At 64.2% G+C, this 19,297-nt stretch carries 13 protein-coding genes and 1 pseudogene; 11 read left to right on the top strand and 3 right to left on the bottom strand.

What is annotated here, in order from left to right:
* Positions 1–118 precede the first annotated feature (118 nt).
* From CLU94_RS21015 to CLU94_RS20985, 7 genes are all read left to right on the top strand, one after another.
* On the top strand, positions 119–820 hold the full coding sequence (locus tag CLU94_RS21015) for a FadR/GntR family transcriptional regulator (RefSeq protein ID WP_257218899.1): 702 nt from the start codon (positions 119–121) through the stop codon (positions 818–820).
* An 81-nt stretch (positions 821–901) separates the two neighbouring features.
* Positions 902–1,315, top strand: coding sequence for a hypothetical protein (locus CLU94_RS21010; protein WP_143451497.1), 414 nt, complete (start codon positions 902–904; stop codon positions 1,313–1,315).
* A gap of 240 nt (positions 1,316–1,555) precedes the next feature.
* Positions 1,556–2,350 carry a TorF family putative porin gene (locus CLU94_RS21005; protein WP_180278721.1) on the top strand — a complete coding sequence of 265 codons (795 nt, stop codon included), beginning with the start codon at positions 1,556–1,558 and terminating at the stop codon, positions 2,348–2,350.
* 57 nt (positions 2,351–2,407) lie between these two features.
* On the top strand, positions 2,408–4,498 hold the full coding sequence (locus CLU94_RS21000) for a methyl-accepting chemotaxis protein (RefSeq protein WP_099667051.1): 2,091 nt from the start codon (positions 2,408–2,410) through the stop codon (positions 4,496–4,498).
* A 343-nt stretch (positions 4,499–4,841) separates the two neighbouring features.
* Positions 4,842–5,522 (top strand): hypothetical protein, encoded by a 681-nt coding sequence (locus CLU94_RS28130; RefSeq protein ID WP_143451496.1) that lies wholly within the window; start codon positions 4,842–4,844, stop codon positions 5,520–5,522.
* 216 nt (positions 5,523–5,738) lie between these two features.
* Complete coding sequence (locus CLU94_RS20990; RefSeq protein ID WP_099667049.1) at positions 5,739–6,368, top strand: hypothetical protein; 630 nt, start codon at positions 5,739–5,741, stop codon at positions 6,366–6,368.
* Positions 6,369–6,527: 159 nt separating this feature from the next.
* On the top strand, positions 6,528–7,556 hold the full coding sequence (locus CLU94_RS20985; protein ID WP_099667048.1) for an acyl-CoA dehydrogenase: 1,029 nt from the start codon (positions 6,528–6,530) through the stop codon (positions 7,554–7,556).
* A gap of 66 nt (positions 7,557–7,622) precedes the next feature.
* On the opposite strand, the gene CLU94_RS20980 is transcribed toward CLU94_RS20985, so the two are convergent.
* Positions 7,623–14,273, bottom strand: coding sequence for an IPT/TIG domain-containing protein (locus CLU94_RS20980; protein ID WP_180278720.1), 6,651 nt, complete (start codon positions 14,271–14,273; stop codon positions 7,623–7,625).
* A 560-nt stretch (positions 14,274–14,833) separates the two neighbouring features.
* Here CLU94_RS20980 and CLU94_RS28745 point away from each other — a divergent pair.
* The 4 genes and pseudogenes from CLU94_RS28745 to CLU94_RS20965 form a co-directional block, all read left to right on the top strand.
* Positions 14,834–14,965 (top strand): annotated as a pseudogene (locus tag CLU94_RS28745) (phage tail protein); the annotation flags it as partial.
* 144 nt (positions 14,966–15,109) lie between these two features.
* A complete protein-coding gene (locus CLU94_RS28740; RefSeq protein WP_257219084.1) occupies positions 15,110–15,367 on the top strand; it encodes a phage tail protein in 258 nt (85 codons plus the stop codon).
* Positions 15,368–15,397: 30 nt separating this feature from the next.
* Positions 15,398–15,931 carry a phage tail protein gene (locus tag CLU94_RS20970; RefSeq protein WP_099667046.1) on the top strand — a complete coding sequence of 178 codons (534 nt, stop codon included), beginning with the start codon at positions 15,398–15,400 and terminating at the stop codon, positions 15,929–15,931.
* A gap of 48 nt (positions 15,932–15,979) precedes the next feature.
* The gene (locus CLU94_RS20965; RefSeq protein ID WP_099667045.1) at positions 15,980–16,513 is read left to right on the top strand and encodes a phage tail protein; all 534 of its coding nucleotides are present in this window, start codon (positions 15,980–15,982) and stop codon (positions 16,511–16,513) included.
* A gap of 73 nt (positions 16,514–16,586) precedes the next feature.
* Here CLU94_RS20965 and CLU94_RS20960 read toward each other — a convergent pair whose 3' ends face one another.
* Together CLU94_RS20960 and CLU94_RS20955 are read right to left on the bottom strand one after the other, a co-directional pair.
* Complete coding sequence (locus CLU94_RS20960; RefSeq protein ID WP_257218898.1) at positions 16,587–16,880, bottom strand: DUF6916 family protein; 294 nt, start codon at positions 16,878–16,880, stop codon at positions 16,587–16,589.
* Positions 16,881–17,059: 179 nt separating this feature from the next.
* Entirely contained in the window at positions 17,060–19,072 is a 2,013-nt protein-coding gene (locus CLU94_RS20955; protein ID WP_099667044.1) for a S9 family peptidase, read from the bottom strand.
* Positions 19,073–19,297: the final 225 nt, after the last annotated feature.

The raw sequence follows: 19,297 nt of genomic DNA, 5'->3' as shown, positions 1-19,297 counted from the left end.
GGCGCCGCTGTGTGTTGTTAAGAATGACTGGTTCACGCATAATTCCAGCTTCCGCAAGCCACTTCAAATTGCTCGGACCACTTTAAAACAACACCGGAAGACATCGATGGCGACAGGCATGCAAACGCGGGGCAGGGTCGAGATGGTGATGCGCAGGCTGGAAACCGCCCTGCTGGACGGCAGCTTGCCGGCGGGCGCGCAATTGCCGGCCGAACGCCTGCTGGCGCAGCAATATGCCGTCTCGCGCAACACCGTGCGCGAAGCGGTGCAGCGGCTGGCGGCGCGGGGCCTGGTGCGCAGCCGGCGCGGCGCCGGCGTGTTCGTGACGGATCAGCTGCGCACGGGCATGGCGTCGCCGTGGAGCCAGCTGGTGGCCGACCACCCCGCCCTGCGCGACGACATCCTGGAATTTCGCCGCGTGCTGGAAGGGGCGACGGCCTACTTTGCGGCGCAGCGGGCCAGCGTGGACGAGCGCGCGCAGATCATGGCCCTGCTGGCCGAGCTGGAGCAGGCGCGCGCCAGCGACGACAAGCACGGCGAGGCGCAGGCCGATGCGCGCCTGCATGAAGTCATCGCGCAAGCGTCGCACAACACCATGTTCCTGCACTTGCACACCAGCATCATCGGCATGCTGCGCGAACATATCACCATCAATGGCACGGGCTTGCGCCAGCAGGACGAGGCCACTTCGCTGCAACTGCTGTCGCAGCACCGCACCCTGTGCGAGGCCATCTGCGCCAGCCAGCCCGAAGAGGCGCGCACGGCCATGCAAGGCCACATCGATTTCGTGCGCACGCGCGTCACCAGCGATGACGATTGAGGCCACTGGTAGGACCAGTACAGGAGCATGGCGGCCGCAAAAACTGCTACCATCGCGCGCCGCCACTCCTTTCGTCCGCCCATGACCGTCCTTAGCCACACTCATCCGCTGGTACTGCAGCTGGAAAACGACTTGCTGCCCCTGTTTCGCGCCGCCCTGCCATCGCTTGCGGCCGCCGCGCCGCAGGTGCTCGCTTCCGTCTTCGCCTTTTCCAGCGGCACGGCGAGCGCCTTCCAGGATTATCATTTCGGCATTTCCTGCCTGCTCGCGGACGTGCCCGAGGATGCCCCGGAAGAAGTCGCGCTGCTGGTCAGCGTCACGGGACTCGACGCCGGCGCCCGGCTCAGCGCACAGGTCGTCTGGGGCCAGCCCTCGGGCCGGGTGGAAATGCAGGCCGGGCTGGACGCCGACAGCCTGCAAGCCTTGCATGCGGCCCTGCCAGGCTTGCTGGCCAGCTTGCAACAGGCAGCCAGCCGGGGCAGGCCGGAAATGTGACAGGAGCATGAAAAAGTGCCAGGAAACAACAACTTACGATTTCCGTAGCGCAACTTTATTGACTTCCACTAGCCCTAGCCCCTATCCTTTCAGTTACGTTTGGTGAGAATGTGTGCATGTTCAGGCGAACATGCAAACGGCCTCGCCTTGCCTTCACAAAAGTCCATTCCGCATTTTTATTGCAACCATCAGGGCAACGCGCCTGGACGGCCGCTGCCGGCAAATACGGAGCTGACTGCCATGCCATCGCACCACCATTTCCCCGGATCATCCTTGCTGGGCTGCGCCTTCCTGCTGGCGGCCGCCCTGCCCGTGCGAGCCCAGACCACGGACAACACTGGCGCCACCTTCAGCGCCAATGCCAGCCTCACTTCGCAATACATTTCGCGCGGCTTCCGCCAGACATGGGGCAAGCCGGCCCTGCAGGCGGGCGTCGACTACGCGCACCCGAGCGGCTGGTCGCTGGGCACCTGGGCTTCCACCGTCAGCGACCGCTATATCCAGGATGCAAGCGTCGAATGGGACCTGTACGGCGGCTACGGCGGCGCGGTGGGCGAGCTGGGCTACAGCGTGCTCGCGTATTACTACAAGTATCCCGGCGCCGTGTACCGCGCCACAGGCGTCAGGTACGACTACGGCGAACTGTCGCTGGGCCTGACCTACCGCATGCTGTACGCCAAATACAACCATACCGTCACGCGCGACTTCTTCGGCATCACGCATGCGCGCGGCACGGGCTACCTGGACGTGGGCGCGAATGTCGACCTGGGCAATGCCTGGACCTTGAACCTGCACGCCGGCAATGGCCGCGTGGCGGGCACGGGCAATGCCATGTGGAACTGGCGCGATGCCAAGGTGGGCGTCACGCGGGCCTTCGACGGCGGCTGGAGCCTGAGCGGCGCCGTGACGCGCGCCTGGGGCGCCACCGACGCCTATGACCATTACACGCTGGGCATCCCGAATGCGGCCGGCCAGTTCGACACCTCGAACCCGGCCGCGGCCACCTTCGTGCTGGCCGTCAGCAAGACTTTCTAGGCGCGCTACCCGCGACGCCCGAGACACCGATACCCCTCCCCATCAAGGAACAGCCTCATGCAACTATCACTGAACAGTAAAATCTGCGTCGCCGCCACCGCGCTCGCCGTCCTCAGCCTCGGCGTCACGGCGGCCGTGATCGGCTACAAGAGCAGCGCCAGCGCCGAAGCAGCCGCGCTGGACCTGGCGCGCACGTCGGCACGCGAAGTGGCCGGTGCGCTGCAGGCGCGCATCGCCAGCAACCTGTCGAGCGTGTCCAGCCTGGCCGGCGCCATGCGCGGCACCAAGGGCGCGAATTTGCCCCTGCAGCGCGACCAGATCAATGAACTGACCAAGGCGACGTTGACCAGCTCGGAAGACTTGCTGGGCTCGGCCGTGACGTGGGAGCCGAACGCACTCGACGGCAAGGATGCGGAGTTTGCCAACCAGAAACCGAACTACGACGCCAGCGGCCGCTTCATGCCCTACTGGACGCGTGGGGCCGGCGGCAAGCTGCAAGTCGAGCCCATCGTCTTCGACCCGAAAGCGGGCGCCAACGACTGGTACGACGTGCCCAAGCGCACCGGCAAGACTTACTTTACGGAACCATATATCTACCCCGTGGACGGCAAGGATGTGCTGATGGCTTCGCTGGTGGCGCCCATCATGATCGACGGCAGCTTCAAGGGCACGGCCAGCGCCGACTTCATGCTCACGCGCCTGGCGAAAATCCTCGCCGACCTGAAAGTGATCGAGGGCGGCAAGCTGGCCCTGATCTCGAACGGCGGCCTGTACGCCAGCCACCCCGAGCCTGCACGGCTGGGCAAGAAGGCGGACGACGTGCCGGCCGCCGGCCTGGAAAAGGTGCGCCAGGGCCAGGCGTATGAATACGAGGATGACAAGGGCTACATCCATTTACTGCAGCCGCTGCAGATCCACCCCGACATCGCGCCGTGGAGCGTGGAATTGAATTTCCCGAAAAGCGTGGCCACCGCCTCGGCGCGCGACCTGATGGTCTACACGCTGATCGTCGCCCTGCTGTGCGCGGCAGCCACGGCCGGCATTTTGATTCTCGTCGTCAACCAGCTGACACGCCCCCTGCGCACCCTGGGCCGCACCATGACGGACCTGTCCAGCGGCGACGCCGACCTGCGCGTCAAGCTGGAAGTCAAGGGCACCGACGAGCTGGCCGTCATCGGCAAGGGTTTCAACGCCTTCGTGGAAAAGATCCACGCCGTGCTGCTGCAAGTGCAAGCCAGTGCCGACAACGTGGCACGCGCCAGCGCGGAAATTGCGCAAGGCAATAACGACCTGTCGGCCCGCACGGAACAGCAAGCCAGCTCGCTGGAAGAAACGGCCGCCTCCGTGGAAGAACTGACGGGCACCGTCAAGGAAAATGCCGACCATGCGCGCCAGGCGAATCAACTGGCTGCTTCCGCATCGAGTGTGGCACAGAAGAGCGGCGAAGTGGTCGGCAAAGTCATAGAAACCATGACGTCGATCAATGACTCGTCAAACAAGATCGTCGACATCATCAGCGTCATCGACGGCATCGCCTTCCAGACGAATATCCTGGCGCTGAACGCGGCCGTGGAAGCGGCGCGCGCGGGCGAACAGGGGCGCGGTTTCGCCGTCGTCGCCACGGAAGTGCGCAACCTGGCGCAGCGCTCCGCCGCGGCGGCCAAGGAAATCAAGCTGCTGATCGACGATTCCGTGGGCAAGGTGGCCGCCGGCAGCAAGCTCGTCGATGAAGCGGGCGCCACCATGGAGCAAGTGGTCGACAGCGTGCGCAAGGTCACCGCCATCATGGCCGACATCAGCGTCGCCACCACCGAGCAAAGCGACGGCATCGCCCAGGTCAACCAGGCGCTGGCGCAGATGGATGGCGTGACGCAGCAAAACGCGGCCCTCGTCGAGGAAGCGGCGGCGGCCGCCGAAAGCCTGCAAGACCAGGCCAGCCATCTGGCCGAGGTGGTCAGCGTGTTCAAGCTGGGCGAGCAGGCGCGCCAGGCAACGTCGACAGCAACGCCGGCTGCAGCGCCAGCAGCGCCGCGCGCCGTGACGCCCAAGACCGCCGCGCCAGCCAAACGCCTGAGTGTTGCCAAGCCGCAAGCAGCACAGCATGCGCCAGCCAAGGCGCCGGCAGGCGATGACTGGGAAGAGTTTTAAGCCGGACCTTTCCGGCGGCGGCCGGCGCCAGATTCAGGCGCCGGCACGAATTTTATAAACGGCCAACTCAATACCTGCCTCGCGCCGGATTCGGCGCGGCACCCGCCTGTTTCTCCTCGGTGCCATTGAATGGCCGCACTTCAGATTACCTTCCTTTATTTCCCGCCGCATCAGCACCAGGAGAATGTTCTACCGCTCCTGCCGGAATTTATCCGATGACCATTTTCAATACCGGCATTGCGGCCAATTTCAAATTTCACAAAAATAAGATACGCATGTACTTTATAATATCGCCGCGTATACGGCACGCTTCCAGCCGGTTGAAGATTTACAGGAATCACGGATGAAAAAAGTATTGGCTTTATTAATGGTATCGGGCACAGTGGTATTGACTGGTTGCGGTGGCGGCGGAAACAGTAGTGCTAATGGTAGTGCTAACGGCAATGCAGACGTAGCGGTCCCGCCAGTGGTGGTAGCGCCCCCTCCAGTGGTGGTCGCACCTCCGCCTCCTCCCGCCCTGGCCGCCTATGTTGGCACCTGGACTCCCGCATGTAACGACTCTTTCCGCCAGCGCCTCGTCGTCGCCCTCAAGAACGATGGCAGCGGCGCCCTGGAAATATCGACCTACGATGAAACCTTCAGCACTGCCGATTGCAGCGGCCCCGTGCAATTTACGGAAACCACGAGTGAAAAGATTACCGCGACGCCGGATGGCGCAGGCAATATCCAGCTCAAACTGACGGCGGACAGCCCTGCCACGGACATCCGCATCGACAAGGTCGTATCGTCGCTGCCAGCCCACACCATCCAGATTACGGGCCCGGCCGTCACCACGGTGCTGGTCAATGGCAAACCCAATTGGCGCATCACCGATGGCAGTGGCGACACCACGGACATCCCGGATACCGGCATACAACAGGCAGTAAGTGACAACGGCGGCTTTTATTTGCGCGGTAATGAATTGTTTACCGTGATGCAAAAAGACGGTGCTTATGTGCTCGATATGCACTATGTAAAACAATAAATCAGTCAGCAATCAGCCATTGCGTCGCGTGAGCGGCGCAATGCGCACCAGTTACACCACATCCTCCCTTCATTCCCGCAAACCATTTCAGCGCATTGCCGCGACATGATCCAAATCAAGTCAGCGATAGATTCGGTGAGAATTCCTTCCTATTAATAATCCTATAATCAGGCCGCGTTGACGGCACGCACCGCTGCCGGATAAAAAGGACTCTGAATGAAAAAATTATTGGCAGTATTGGTCGGCTCGGCCGCGGCACTCCTGACCGGCTGCGGTGGCGGCGGTGGGGGTAGTTCGGCGCAGCAGCTTGCCGGCGATTCCGGTTCCACCTCGCCACTGGCCGCATATCTTGGCACGTGGCAATCGGCGTGCGACGATCACGACCGGCAAGTGCTCGTCGTCGCGCTCAAGAGCGACGACAGCGGTTCGTTGGAACTGACGCCGACCGGCGAAACCTACTTCAAGGCCGATTGCACCGGCCCCGTGGTCGCGACGGACGGCATGAGCGCGAAAATCACCGGCAAGCCGGACGGTACAGCCGACATGCCGATCAAGCTGGCGGAAAATGCCGCGGCAACGAACTTGCGCGTCGACAAGTTCACCTCGTCGGTGCCGGCCTATACCTTCCAGCGCAGCGGCGCCACCGTGCAATATGTATTGCGCGATGGCAAACAGCAATGGTGCGTCAAGGTGGACAATGGCGAATCGTGCATGTGGGATGAGGGCATGCACGCGGCGCTGAGCGTCCCCGGCGGCCTGTCCTTGCGCGGCAACGACCTGTACTCGGTGGTGCTGGACCCGGAAAAGGGCGTGTATGTCCTGGACGTGCACTACGTGAAAAAATAAGCGCGTGATCAGCTGCAGGGCCGCCCGGCCCTGCACTTGCCACGGTGCATCTTCTCGCCCGCCGCTTCATGGACTCGCAAGCGTGAGCAGGAGTCTGTGTAAAATCAAACAGACATTGCAAAAATAAAAAGCTATCCTGTAGAAAAACAGGAGCTTGCCATGTCACACCATGCCTTTCCCCTGCCCTCCCACGCTGCACTGGACGCCCTGCTGCAGCCCCAGGACAGCGCTTTCCACCCCATCGAAGGCTTGCGGCGCTTGCGCGACGCGGGACTGGACCAGCTGCCCCTGCCCGGCCACGGCGCCACCCTGCAGCGCTGGCAAATGCTGGCCGCCATCGCCGCCGTCGACCTCTCCCTGCTCAAGCTGTATGAAGGCCATACCGATGCGCTCGCCATCCTGGCGGAAATCGGCGGCTCCGGCATGCCGGCCGGCAGCAGCTGGGGCGTCTGGTGCGCGGACCTGCCGGGCGCGCGCGTCCGCTTGCGGCAAACGGCCGAGGGCCGCCATGTGCTCGACGGACGCAAGGCCTGGTGTGCCGGGGCGAAGGGCCTCAGCCATGCTTTGGTCAGCTGCTGGAACGACGCTGGCCAGGCTTGCCTGGCCTCGGTGACCCTGTCGCAGCCCGGCGTGCACGTCACGGACGAAGGCTGGCAAGCCGTTGGCATGCATGCCTGCGCCAGCGTCGACGTGACTTTTTCTGCCGCGCGCGCCTTTCCCGTGGGCGCGCCGGGTGCCTATCTGCAGCGGCCCGGCTACTGGCATGGCAGTGCGGGCATCGCGGCCGCCTGGTATGGCGCGGCCTGCGCCGTCGCCAGCCACCTGCATGCGCGCGCGCAACACGCCGCCCCCGACCCCGTCCGCCTGGCGCAGCTGGGACAAATCGATTGCGTCTTGCGCGCCACCGGCGCCCTGCTGCGCGAAGGCGCCGCCGACATCGACCTGCACCCGCAACGCGACGCCATGGGACTGGCCCTGCGCCTGCGCCTGGCAACGGAAGATGCCGCCACCCTGGTCTTGCACCTGGCCACGCGGGCGCTGGGCGCTGGCCCCCTGTGCCGCGATGCCCGTTTCGCCCGCCTGGCTGCCGACCTGCCCGTATTCCTGCGCCAGAGCCACGCGGAACGCGACCAGTCCGTGCTGGGCGGCATCGTCGCCGGCGCAGAAGACCATCCTTGGTCGCTGTGACAAAAAAAATCGCCGGACCGGATGGACTCCGGGCCGGCGATCAGGGCTAGCCTGAAGGCTGACTGATTACTTGAGCGGCATGGCGATACCGAACATCACCGACTGGGTACGTCCGCTATCGATATTCAGATTGCTGTTGTAGTCCAGAGTGATGGTCATGCCGTTCGACAGCAGCAGCTTGACGCCCAGGCCCGCCGTCCAGTTGCCCGTCTGCTGCGGCACTGTACGGATCACGTACACGGGACCGTCGGCCACCAGGTCGGCATACGCCAGGCGCGCATCATCGGCGCCCTGGAACTGGTGGCGGTACTCGAGCCGCGCGCGCGGGAACCACGTGCCCAAACCACCGACATAGATACCCTCGGCCCGCACACCCAGCGCGCCGATGCGCGAACGCACCGTCTGCTTGAAGTAGCTCAGGGCGTTGATGCCCGCCGCCTTCTCCGTGTACGGATCGAGCTTGGCCGACATCAGTTCCACGCGGCCATACGGCGACCACATCCAGGTTTCCTGGCGCATCTCGATACCGCCCACCAACGCGCCGAACACTTGCTTGCCGTCGCGTTCGCCCGTGGCGAAACCACTGCCATCGGTCAAGTAGCGCGACGCGTCGTATTGCAGGGTGCCATAGCCGAGCACGCCGTCAAGGAAGACGCCCTTGCTCGGACGCAGGCTGCCATACACGGCCGCCACGGCGCTGTCGGCCGTGCTGCGGCTGCCGTTCTGGCCCACGTCGCTGCGGTCATGGCTGAAACCGGCACCCACGCCCAGGGTCGCCAGGTCGCTCAAACGGTAATCGCCGCCCACGCTCACGCCATTCGTGCGGAAGCGGAAGCCCGTGTCGCGGCCATTCACATAGTGCTGGCCGAAATCGACCGCGCCACCGAGCCACAGCGACAGCGCCTGTTTCTGCGTGTCCGGCTTCTGCGGCATGTCCGGCAAGCCATTCGTTGCCTGGCTGACATCCGTGCCGCCCACCGCCTTATCGCTGCTGAAACCGGCATCGGGCTGGCGCAGGGACGCCTTGCGCATGAACGGTTTCACGGCCGTGCCGAACACGCGGTCCGCTTCCTGCTCTTGCCAGCGCGCCAGCGCTGCCGTCGGATTGCCGCTGTCGTTCGGCGGCGTCAGGCTCAGGCCAAAGTTCGACCGTCCCCAGCCATCGCCATGCAGGCTTTCCAGGCGCTGCGTGAAGTTCGACAGCTGCGCCGTGGCGAAGCGCCGCGCCGCATCGGCTTGCGCCGCTTGCAAGCCGATCACTTCCGGATCGAGCGACGGGTCGCGCCGCGCCGTCACGGTCACGTTGACCACGCCCGGCTTCGAGGTGGCAAAGGCATTGCTCAGGGTGTAGCTGACGACGGCCGCGCCGGCAAACTTGCCCGAAGCTGCAAAGCTCAGCTGGTACGACGGCTTGCCGGCCGTGCCCACGTCGCGCACCACCACCTTGCCCGCCTCGGCCGGCGCCACGCTCAGCACATTGGCCGCCGTGAACGGGCCGCCCGTGGCGCCCGCCGTCAGGTCGACCGTCACCGTCAGGCCGGCCACCACCGTGGCGCTCTGGCTGGCCACCTGCGGCATCGGATTGACGCTGATGGTCGCTTTCACCGGTGCCGAGGTGCCGAACACGTTCGACACGGTGTAGCCGATGCTGATGTCGCCGCTGGTGTTGATGCCCGGCGTGTAGACGATGTCCATGCCATTGACGACTGCCGTGCCGCTGGCCGGCTGCGTAGTGATGGCCACGGCCGTGAACGGGCCGCCGGTGGCGCCCTGCGTCACCTGCAGGGTCACCGGCGTGCCGGCCAATACCGTCGCCGTCTTGGCGACAGGCACCGGCACCGGTTGCGGCGCCACCGTCACGCTGACCGTGGCCGGCGCGGAGGTGCCGCCTGGACCCGTCGCCGTGTAGCTGAAGCTGTCCGGACCGAAGTAGTTGGCATTCGGCACATACGTCACCTTGAAACTCGCACCGGCGACGGCGCGCGCCATGCGCGCCGAGGCACCGCTCGAGACCACCGTAACGCGCCCGTGCTGCGGCGGCGTGACGATGGTCACGTCCGTGATCGGGCTGCCATCCGTGGAAGCGATGGTCAGGCTCACTTCCTGGTTGGCCGAGGTGGTCGCCGTTTCATTGGGCACCGGTGGCGGCGCCTGGTTCACCTGCAGGGTCAGCGCTTGCTGCACCGTGAACTGGTGCGCGTCCTTCGCCTGCAAGGTGAAGGCGAAGCTGCCCGCCACGGTCGGCGTGCCGCTGACGATGCCGGTCGCCGCATCGAGCGCCAGGCCGGCCGGCAAGGCGCCGCTGCTCAGGGAGTACACGTAAGGCGCAACACCGCCGGCCGCCGTGAATGGCTGGCTATACGCGTCGCCCGCGCGGATCGCCGCCAAACTGGCCGGCGTCAGGGTCAGGGTGGGCGCAGCTACCGTCAGCGTGTAGTTTTTGCTGAGGCTGAATGGTGCCCCCACGCCCGTGCTGCTGTCGGTGACCTTGATGCTGAACGGGAAACTGCCCGCCGCATTCGTCGTGCCGGACAGTACGCCCGTAGCCGTATTCAGGCTCAGGCCCACGGGCAAGGTGCCCACCACGGCATAGCTGTACGGCGCCGTGCCGCCCGTCCCCGTCAGGGTCGTGCTGTAGGCTGCTTCCGCCGTCGGATTGGGCAAGCTGGCTGGGTTCAGCGCCAGAACCGCCGAAGCGACGGACAGTGTGTAGCTCTTCGTCCCCGTGAATTGACGCGAATCCGTCACTTGCACCACCAGCGCAAAATCGCCAGCCGCCGTGGGCGTGCCGCTCAAGACGCCGCTGGCGTTCGAGCTCATGCCGGCAGGCAGGCTGCCCGTTATCGCGAACGTGTACGGACCGACACCGCCGCTGGCCGTCAGTTGCTGGCTGTACGCGGTGGCAACGGTTGCCCCCGGCAAGCTGGCCGGGGTGACGCCGATGGCCGAGGTCACGGTCAAGGTATACGTTTGCGTTGCCTGGGCATTCACCCCGGCGACCGCGGCTTGCGTCGCGGTGATGGTGCTGGTGCCGGCGCTGACCGGAGTGATGACGCCGGTGCCGCTGACAGTCGCCACGCCCGCGTTCGAGCTGGTATAGCTCAAGGCGCCATAACTGCCGCCCGTCAGGCTGGAGGTCGCCGCATTGCTGAAGTTATTGCCCAATGGAACGGATGCCGCGGTCGGTGTCGCAAACGTGATGACACCGGTCGGGATATACGTAAATTGGTCCGCCGCGCCGCTGGCGCTGGTGCCGCCAACCGTGGTCACCTTCACGTCCACCACGCCCAGGCTGCCCGATGGACTCGTGGCCGTGATCTGCGTGGCGCCGTTGACGACAAAGCTGCCGGCATTGGCGCCGCCGAATCGCACTGCCGTGGCACCTGTAAAGCCGGTACCGGTGATGACCACGCTGGTGCCGCCGGCGATGGGGCCGAAGGCAGGTGAAATGCCGCTGACTGCCGGCGCCACCACATACGTGAACTGGTCCGCCGCGCTGGTGGCGCTCGTGCCACCGACAGTGGTGACGCGCACGTCCACCGTGCCGGCACCAGCTGGCGCCGTGGCCGTGATCTGCGTGGCGCTATTGACGGTGAAACTCGTCGCCGCCGCACCGCCAAACGTCACTGCCGTCGCGCCGCCAAGGCCCGCGCCGCTGATAACGACACTGCTGCCGCCCGTCGTTGGACCGGAGGCCGGGGAAATACCGCTCACCACCGGCGCCCCCACATACGTGAACTGGTCGTTCGCGCTGGTGGCGCTGGTGCCACCGGTGGTGGTGATGCGCACGTCCACCGTGCCCGTGCCGGCTGGCGCCGTCGCCGTGATCTGCGTGGCGCTGTTGACCGTAAAGCCCACCGCTGCCGTGCCGCCGAACGTCACCGCCGTCGCGCCACTGAAATTCGTGCCGCTGACAGTGACCGAGGTGCCGCCAGTGACCGGGCCGGAGGTGGGCGAAATGCTGCTCACCGCCGATGCTGCCACGTACGTAAATTGGTCCGCCGCGCTGGTGGCGCTCGTGCCGCCGATGGTGGTGACGCGCACGTCCACCGTGCCCGTGCCGGCTGGCGCCGTCGCCGTGATCTGCGTGGCGCTGTTGACGGTAAAGCCCGCCGCTGCCGTGCCGCCGAACGTCACCGCCGTCGCGCCACTGAAATTCGTGCCGCTGATGGTGACCGTGCTCCCCCCCGCGGCGGGACCGGCCGTGGGCGAAATGCTGCTCACCACCGGTGCACCCACATACGTGAACTGGTCATTCACGCTGGTGGCGCTCGTGCCACCGGCGGTGGTGATGCGCACGTCCACCGTGCCCGTGCCGGCTGGCGCCGTCGCCGTGATCTGCGTGGCGCTGTTGACGGTAAAGCCGGAGGCGGCCGCTCCACCGAACGTCACCGCCGTCGCGCCACTGAGATTCGTGCCGCTGATGGTGACCGTGGTACCGCCAGCAGCCGGGCCGGAGGTGGGCGAAATACTGCTCACCACCGGTGCCGCCACGTACGTAAATTGGTCCGCCGCGCTGGTGGCGCTGGTGCCGCCGACGGTGGTGATGCGCACGTCCACCGTGCCCGCGCCGGCTGGCGCCGTCGCCGTGATCTGCGTGGCGCTATTGACCGTAAAGCCCGTCGCTGCCGTGGCGCCGAAGGTCACCGCCGTCGCGCCACTGAAATTCGTGCCGCTGATGGTGACCGTGGTGCCGCCGGCAGCCGGGCCGGCCGTGGGCGAAATGCTGCTCACCACCGGTACTGCCACGTACGTAAATTGGTCCGCCGCGCTGGTGGCGCTGGTACCGCCGATGGAGGTGATGCGCACGTCCACCGTGCCGGAACCGGCTGGCGCCGTGGCCGTGATCTGCGTGGCGCTGTTGACGGTAAAGCCGATGGCTGCCGTGCCACCGAACGTCACCGCCGTCGCGCCACTGAAATTCGTGCCGCTGACGGTGACCGTGCTACCGCCTGCGATGGGGCCAGCAGTAGGCGACAGGCTCGTCACCGTCGGCACCGCCACGTAGGTAAATTGATCGGCCGCGCTGGTGGCGCTGGTGCCGCCCGACGTGGTCACGCGCACATCCACCGTGCCCGTGCCGGCTGGCGCCGTCGCCGTGATCTGCGTGGCGCTGTTGACCGTAAAGCCGATGGCGGCAGTAGCGCCGAATCGCACCGCCGTCGCGCCACTGAAATTCGTGCCGCTGATGGTGACCGTGCTCCCCCCCACGACGGGACCGGCCGTGGGCGAAATGCTGCTCACCACCGGTGCTGCCACGTAGGTGAATTGGTCCGCAGCGCTGGTGGCGCTGGTACCGCCGACCGTCGTGACGCGCACGTCCACCGTGCCCGTGCCGGCTGGCGCCGTCGCCGTGATCTGCGTGGCGCTGTTGACCGTGTAGCCGGTCGCCGCCGTGGCGCCGAAGGTCACCGCCGTCGTGGTGGAAAAGTTCGTGCCACTGATGACGACCGTGGCGCCGCCGCCTGCCGGCCCCGCAGTGGGCGAAATGCTCGTCACTGTCGGCAACGCCACAAAGGTGTACTGGTCGTTCGCGCTGGTGGCGCTGGTGCCGCCGGCTGTCGTGACGCGCACATCCACCGTGCCCGTGCCGGCTGGCGCCGTCGCCGTGATCTGCGTGGCGCTGTTGACCGTGTAGCCGGTCGCCGCCGTCGCGCCGAAGGTCACCGCCGTCGCGCCGGTAAAGTTCGAGCCGTTGATGGTGACCGTGGTGCCGCCACCGCCTGGGCCCGCCGTCGGCGAAATACTGGTGATCGCTGGTGCCGGAACATAGGTGAACTGGTTTGACGGATCGGCGGCGTTGGTGCCGCCTGGCGTCGTGACGAATACGTTCACGACACCGGTGCCGGCTGGCGACGTGGCGGTGATGGTCGTGGAATTGAGCACGGTAACGCTGAGGCCATTGTTGCTGCCGAATTTGAGCGCCGTTGCGCCGGTAAAGCCGGTACCGGTAATGGTGACGGCCGTGCCGCCGCTAACCGGACCGAGCGCAGGCGACACACCGGTGATCGTAGGCGGCGGCTGGGCGTTGATCACCAGGGAATAGCTTCTGGACGTGTTGTATGGTCCATTGCCGCCCGTGCTGTCCGTCGATTTCATCACAAAGTTGTAGGTGCCCAAGGCACCGGGCGTGCCCGAGAGCAAGCCGCTGCCCGACAGGGTGAGGCCCGCCGGCAGGCTGCCCGATTCCACCACATACGCAAAGGGCCCGGTGCCGTTCGCGGTCGACATCTGCTGGCTGTAGGGCACCGACAATCCGCCTGCCGCCAGCACCGTGGGCGTGATGGACAGGGTGGGCACGGCGATCGACACGGAGTAATTCTTGGTGACGGTCAGCGGCGTGCCTGAGGTCGAGTCGGTCACCTTGATGCCGAACACATAGGCGCCGGTCGCCGTCACGGTGCCGGAAATCACGCCGGTCGACGACACAGTGATGCCAGGTGGCAACGCACCAGAGACCAGCGCGTAGTTGTAAGGCGCGACACCGCCGGTCGACGACATCGCCTGGCTGTACGCCACGCCGATCACGGGCGCCGATATGCTGCCCGGTGTCACGGTGAAGGCAGCCGCAGGGGGCAGGACGGTCACCGTAAAAGTCACCGCCTTGCTGTCTTCATCCCACAGGACAAAGCTGTCGGACAGCGCTCCGTCGCCATTATTGATATAGGTCGCAATACCGGTACCGTTATTGACGAGACCAGTAATCGTGCCGTGCAAGGCAGTCGCGCCATTGTCCGTCAGGCCAAATGAGCTACACAGCGACAAATCGATGACATAGGAGTCGCCTGATGCGACGGTAAAACTCCTCTGATTGGGAATACATTTCGTGCTCGGATCGCCGTTGGCTGCCTGCGCCGGGCCTGCGCCAAGCGCCAGCATCAGCAAGCATAGCGTAACGCAGCAATGCAGGAAACGGCCAAACGCTGATGCCAGGTCTACCCGGCGAGCCGCTGCCGGCCCTCGAATTCCTGCGACAAAAGCAAGGAACAAAAAATGTGCCGGACGGGCGACGATATCGTTGCAAATACGCAACATGATTTCTCCAATACAGAGTTTTTTGGACAAAAAGAACCATGGATTCAGGCTGCAAGCGATCCCCATTCAGGGCTCTTCCAGAGGGCCAACAGATGTTGACGCTTGCCATACGACAACGTATGCTACCTCGAGATTTCAATAAAGTAACTATAACAAAAAGGGTTTTTCAAAAAACAATATTGATTGCAAATGGAAAATATTATTCCTTTAACATTCAATAACATTCCAACAGCGGGAGAACGATGATGGCTGAAGTGTATTTGGGACAAATCATGATGAGCGGATTTGCGTTTGCACCGCGTGGATTTGCAGCATGTAACGGGCAATTGCTGCCAATTACGCAGAATCAGGCACTGTTTGCCCTGTTGGGTACCTTTTACGGGGGGAACGGCACGACCAACTTTGCATTGCCAAATCTACAAGGCAGCACCCCTGTCGGCTCGGGCAGTTCGGTGGACGCTTCCTGGCAACCCGTCCCCTACCAGGTCGGCGCCCGTAACGGCGCGGAAGCTATCACTTTGACACTGAGTCAGATTCCACCGCATACGCACGCGGCCAATGCGCTGACCACGCCAGGCACCACCAAGAATCCGACCAACACCCTGTATGGCGGCAGCGGCACGGAAGCCATCTATGGCACGGCAGGCCCGCAAGTGCCCTTGAACAACCTGGTCCTGGCCCAGACAGGCGGCAGCCTGCCGCATAACAATATGCAGCCCTTCCAGGTACTCAATTTCAATATCGCCCTGAACGGCGTCTTCCCATCGCGCAACTAACATGCCAGCCACTTCCCACGGAGCAAAGTCATGACTACACCTTATGTCGGCGAGATCCGCCTGTTTTCCTTTCCCCGCATACCGCAAGGCTGGTTTGCCTGCGACGGCAGCCTGAAGTCCATCGCCAATAACGAGGTGCTATATACCCTGCTGGGCACCACCTATGGCGGCGACGGCGTCAATACATTCGGTGTACCCGACCTGCGCGGCCAGGTGCCCTTGCATCAGGGCACCGGCCCTAGCCTGACACCCCGGGTCATGGGGCAGAAGGGGGGCAGCGAAACGGTGACCTTGCTGCCGACCCAGATGCCTGCGCATACGCACGTCTTCAGTGCGATCAGCACACTGGCGACGAGCAACACGCCAGGGACCAGCGCACAGCTGGCGGCACCGGTCAATAACGACAAGATGTACACGAGCAGCCTGGCTGGCCTCACGACCTATGACATGGCGCCTGCAGCAACGGGGACTGCCGGCAGCAGCTTGCCGCATGACAACACCATGCCTACCCTGACCGCCTCGTTTTGCATCGCATGGGCAGGTATTTACCCATCCCAACAATAACAGCCAGCACGCAAGCGCAGCCCATAAAATCGATCAGGAGAACCTACCGTGACATCACCATATCTTGGCGAAATACAAGTCTTTGGCTTCAATTTCACACCTGCCGGGTGGGCAAGCTGTAATGGCGCCACCCTGCAGATCAGGCAATTCAGCGCCCTGTTTTCATTAATCGGCACGCAATATGGCGGCGATGGGGTCAACACCTTCCAGTTGCCCAACTTCACCGGACGCGCGCCCTGCAGCCAGGGCCAGGGGCCAGGCTTGACGCAGCGTGTGATGGGCGAAACGTTCGGCAGCAATACCGTCCAGCTGAATATCACGGAGATTCCCAACCACACCCATCAACTGACCTTGAGCCGCCAGACCAATGCCACCCTGCAGCGCAACGTGCCGCAAAATGGCGATGGCCTGACCAGCATCACGGGCACGAACGCGTTCGTGCCCGCGGCAACGCCGAACGTCACCTTGTCGCCACTGACCATCGGCAGCGCGGGTGGCGGCCAGGCGCATGAAAACCGGCAGCCCCTGCTGGCGGTAAATTTCTGCATCGCCCTGCAAGGCGAGTTTCCCGCGTTTGATTGAGGCTTGAACGCCCCGGGCAGGCGGCGCCATCGGACTCCCGCCTGGCCCTGCCTGCCCCGCATCAGCGGCATACTCAGTTGAACACGGCCTGATACAGAAAGCCGTGGTTGTCACGCGCCACCGGCACCAGGAAGATACCCACCTCGCCAAACGCATCATGCTGCAGCTGAAAGATTTTCTGGCTGAAGAGGATGGGGGAACTGTTATGGAATAACAAGCTGAACGGCGCCCGCAACAGGCCTTCCAGCGTGGCCGACGGCAACGGGCGCGCCTCCTTCAGGATGAAAGCGGCATTCCCGTCGCCGACCGCGATAAACGTGTCGTTGACGCGCGCGGCAAAGTGTTCCAGGGTCAATACATTCATCATTGCAGGCATTCCATTTCATGGGCTGTGTGATTGAAGCAATGATTTATTCTAATGGAAGCATTGCTGCTTTTACACAGTTTTTGACATGAACGCCGTCACCACCGCACTCGGCGGCACACAGGCGGCCAAGGACATCCGTCCCGGCCGCCTGTGTGTGCCTGCCACGCGGCATTCTCCGCCTACCGCATCGCCTCTTCCAGCCCCGGCGCAAACCCGGCGCCATGCTTGACCTGCGCGGTGGACGCCTTCAGCGTGGCGCCGATCGGCTCGGCGCGGCCCGCCAGGCATTGTCCCAGGAAGTTTTCCGTCACCGCATTGAAGGCGATGTTGTTCACGGGCCGGGCAAAGCCATGCCCTTCGTCAGGGAACAGCACGTACGTGACGGGGATATTCTTCGCCGCCATGGCCGCCACGATCTGGTCCGATTCAGCCACGTTGACGCGCGGGTCGTTCGCGCCCTGGCCAATCAGCAGCGGGCGCTGGATATTTTGCGCAAAGTTCAGCGGCGAGCGTTCCTTCAGCAGCGCCTTGCCCTCTTCCGTGGTCGGGTCGCCCATGCGCTTGTAGAACTGCTGCTTGCCCGCTTCCCAGTACGGCGGAATGGTTTGCAGCAGGGTGAACAGGTTCGACGGGCCGACGATGTCGACGCCGCAGGCAAACGTCGTCGGCGTGAACGCCATGCCGGCCAGGGTGGCGTAGCCGCCATACGAGCCGCCCATGATGGCCACCTTGTCGGCCGTCGTCACGCCGCTCTTCACCGCCCATTGCACGGCGTCGAGCAAGTCGTCATGCATCTTGCGGCCCCACTGCAGGTCGCCGGCCGAGATGAATTGCTTGCCGAAGCCCGTCGAGCCCCGGTAATTCACGGACAGCACCGCATAGCCGCGGTTGGCCAGCCATTGATGGTAGCTGTTATAGCCATAGGTATCGCGCGCCCACGGGCCGCCATGCACCAGCAGGACCATCGGCACCGCCTGCGACGGCACGCCGCCAGCCCCCGCCTTCGATGCCTGCGGCAAGGTCAGATAGGACACCAGGGTCAGGCCGTCGCGCGCCTTGATTTGCTGCGGATACATGGGCACCAATGGCGCGCCTTCCAGCTCGGGCCGCGTCACGTACAGCTGCGTGAGCTTTTTGCTCTTGCGGTCGTACAGCCAGCTCGATGCCGGCGCCGTGACGGCATCGACACCCACCAGCCATTTGTCATCGGCGTCCGTGCGCGACGTCACGTTGAACTGGCCCTTGGCATGCTTCTTCAGGAAGGCCAGGTCGGCCTTCAGGTCATCCGTCAGCGGCAGGTATTCGTGCTGCAGATAGTCGACGGAATACGCCTGCACCTTGCCTGTGCGCGTGTCGTACAGGGCATCGGAAATATCGGCGCGCGGGTCTTGCGCCACCACCGTGGTCTTGCCGCTGGCCACGTCCTGCGCCAGCAGCGCCGAAGTATTGCGGCCACGCGAATCGGTCCAGTACAAGGTCTTGCCGTCGACCGTAAAGCCCAGCGGCGACGTCGTCTGCGCATCTTCCAGGCCGACCTCGGCCAGCGGCGTGCTCTCGGCCTTGCCGTCCGTGATGCGGAAATACTGCATGCCGCCATCGGCGCGCGCCTTGCTGGCGATGCGCACGTTGAGCAGCTCATCGGCCACATAGCCGCCATAGCCATCGTTCTGCAGCACCAGGGTCAGCTTGCCGCTGGCCAGGTCCAGGCTGTACACGTCGTGCCAGCGCGCATCGCGGTTATTGATGCCGATCAAAATGCGGTCCTTCACCTTGCTGCTGATCTGGATCACGCGCACGCGGGTCTTCTCGAACGGCGTGTAACCGACCTGCTTGCCGCTCACGACATTCACGCCGTACAGCAGGAAGTTTTCATCGCCGCCCTTGTCCTGGATGAACAGCAGGGTTTTCGAATCGGGCGACCAGAAGCTGCTGCGGATGGGCCGCACCTTTTCTTCCGTCAGCGGACGCGCCTGCGCCGGATTGCTGGCCGGCGCCACCCACACATTGAGCACGCCGTCGCGCGGCGCGATCCACGACAGCCACTTGCCATCCGGGCTGATGCGCCCGCCGGACTTGCTGGGATTGCCAAACAGCTTGGCCCGCTCGATCAGCGGCGTGTCATTGACAGGAGCTTGGGCGTGCGCCGGCAGTGCGCTGGCGAACAACAGGACAGGCAGGACATAGCGAATCATGGACACCTCATGGTTGATGAATGAAGGGAAACTTCACACGTGCATGTGCCAGCACATCATAGGCCAAAGCCGTATTGCCAGGTTGACTACGCGACAGGGAACGAAAATCGGGGGACAGAATGGCGAAAACGCGGACTGGCTAGCGGAGCAGCCATGTCGCTGCAGCTTGCAGCGATGCCCGGCCTGCCGTTGGCAAGCCAGGCAAGTCACTGGATTGCAAGCGCG

Source organism: Janthinobacterium sp. 13, assembly GCF_002749695.1.
Lineage (GTDB): Bacteria > Pseudomonadota > Gammaproteobacteria > Burkholderiales > Burkholderiaceae_D > Janthinobacterium > Janthinobacterium kumbetense.
The sequence above is the reverse complement of the archived record's forward strand: the minus strand, read 5'-3'. Positions and strand labels throughout refer to the sequence as shown.

Coding starts and splice junctions, on each gene's coding strand:
- CLU94_RS21015 (WP_257218899.1), top strand. CDS start 119: ATGCAAACGCGGGGCAGGGTCGAGATGGTGATGCGCAGGCTGGAAACC.
- CLU94_RS21010 (WP_143451497.1), top strand. CDS start 902: ATGACCGTCCTTAGCCACACTCATCCGCTGGTACTGCAGCTGGAAAAC.
- CLU94_RS21005 (WP_180278721.1), top strand. CDS start 1,556: ATGCCATCGCACCACCATTTCCCCGGATCATCCTTGCTGGGCTGCGCC.
- CLU94_RS21000 (WP_099667051.1), top strand. CDS start 2,408: ATGCAACTATCACTGAACAGTAAAATCTGCGTCGCCGCCACCGCGCTC.
- CLU94_RS28130 (WP_143451496.1), top strand. CDS start 4,842: ATGAAAAAAGTATTGGCTTTATTAATGGTATCGGGCACAGTGGTATTG.
- CLU94_RS20990 (WP_099667049.1), top strand. CDS start 5,739: ATGAAAAAATTATTGGCAGTATTGGTCGGCTCGGCCGCGGCACTCCTG.
- CLU94_RS20985 (WP_099667048.1), top strand. CDS start 6,528: ATGTCACACCATGCCTTTCCCCTGCCCTCCCACGCTGCACTGGACGCC.
- CLU94_RS20970 (WP_099667046.1), top strand. CDS start 15,398: ATGACTACACCTTATGTCGGCGAGATCCGCCTGTTTTCCTTTCCCCGC.
- CLU94_RS20960 (WP_257218898.1), bottom strand. CDS start 16,880: ATGATGAATGTATTGACCCTGGAACACTTTGCCGCGCGCGTCAACGAC.
- CLU94_RS20955 (WP_099667044.1), bottom strand. CDS start 19,072: ATGATTCGCTATGTCCTGCCTGTCCTGTTGTTCGCCAGCGCACTGCCG.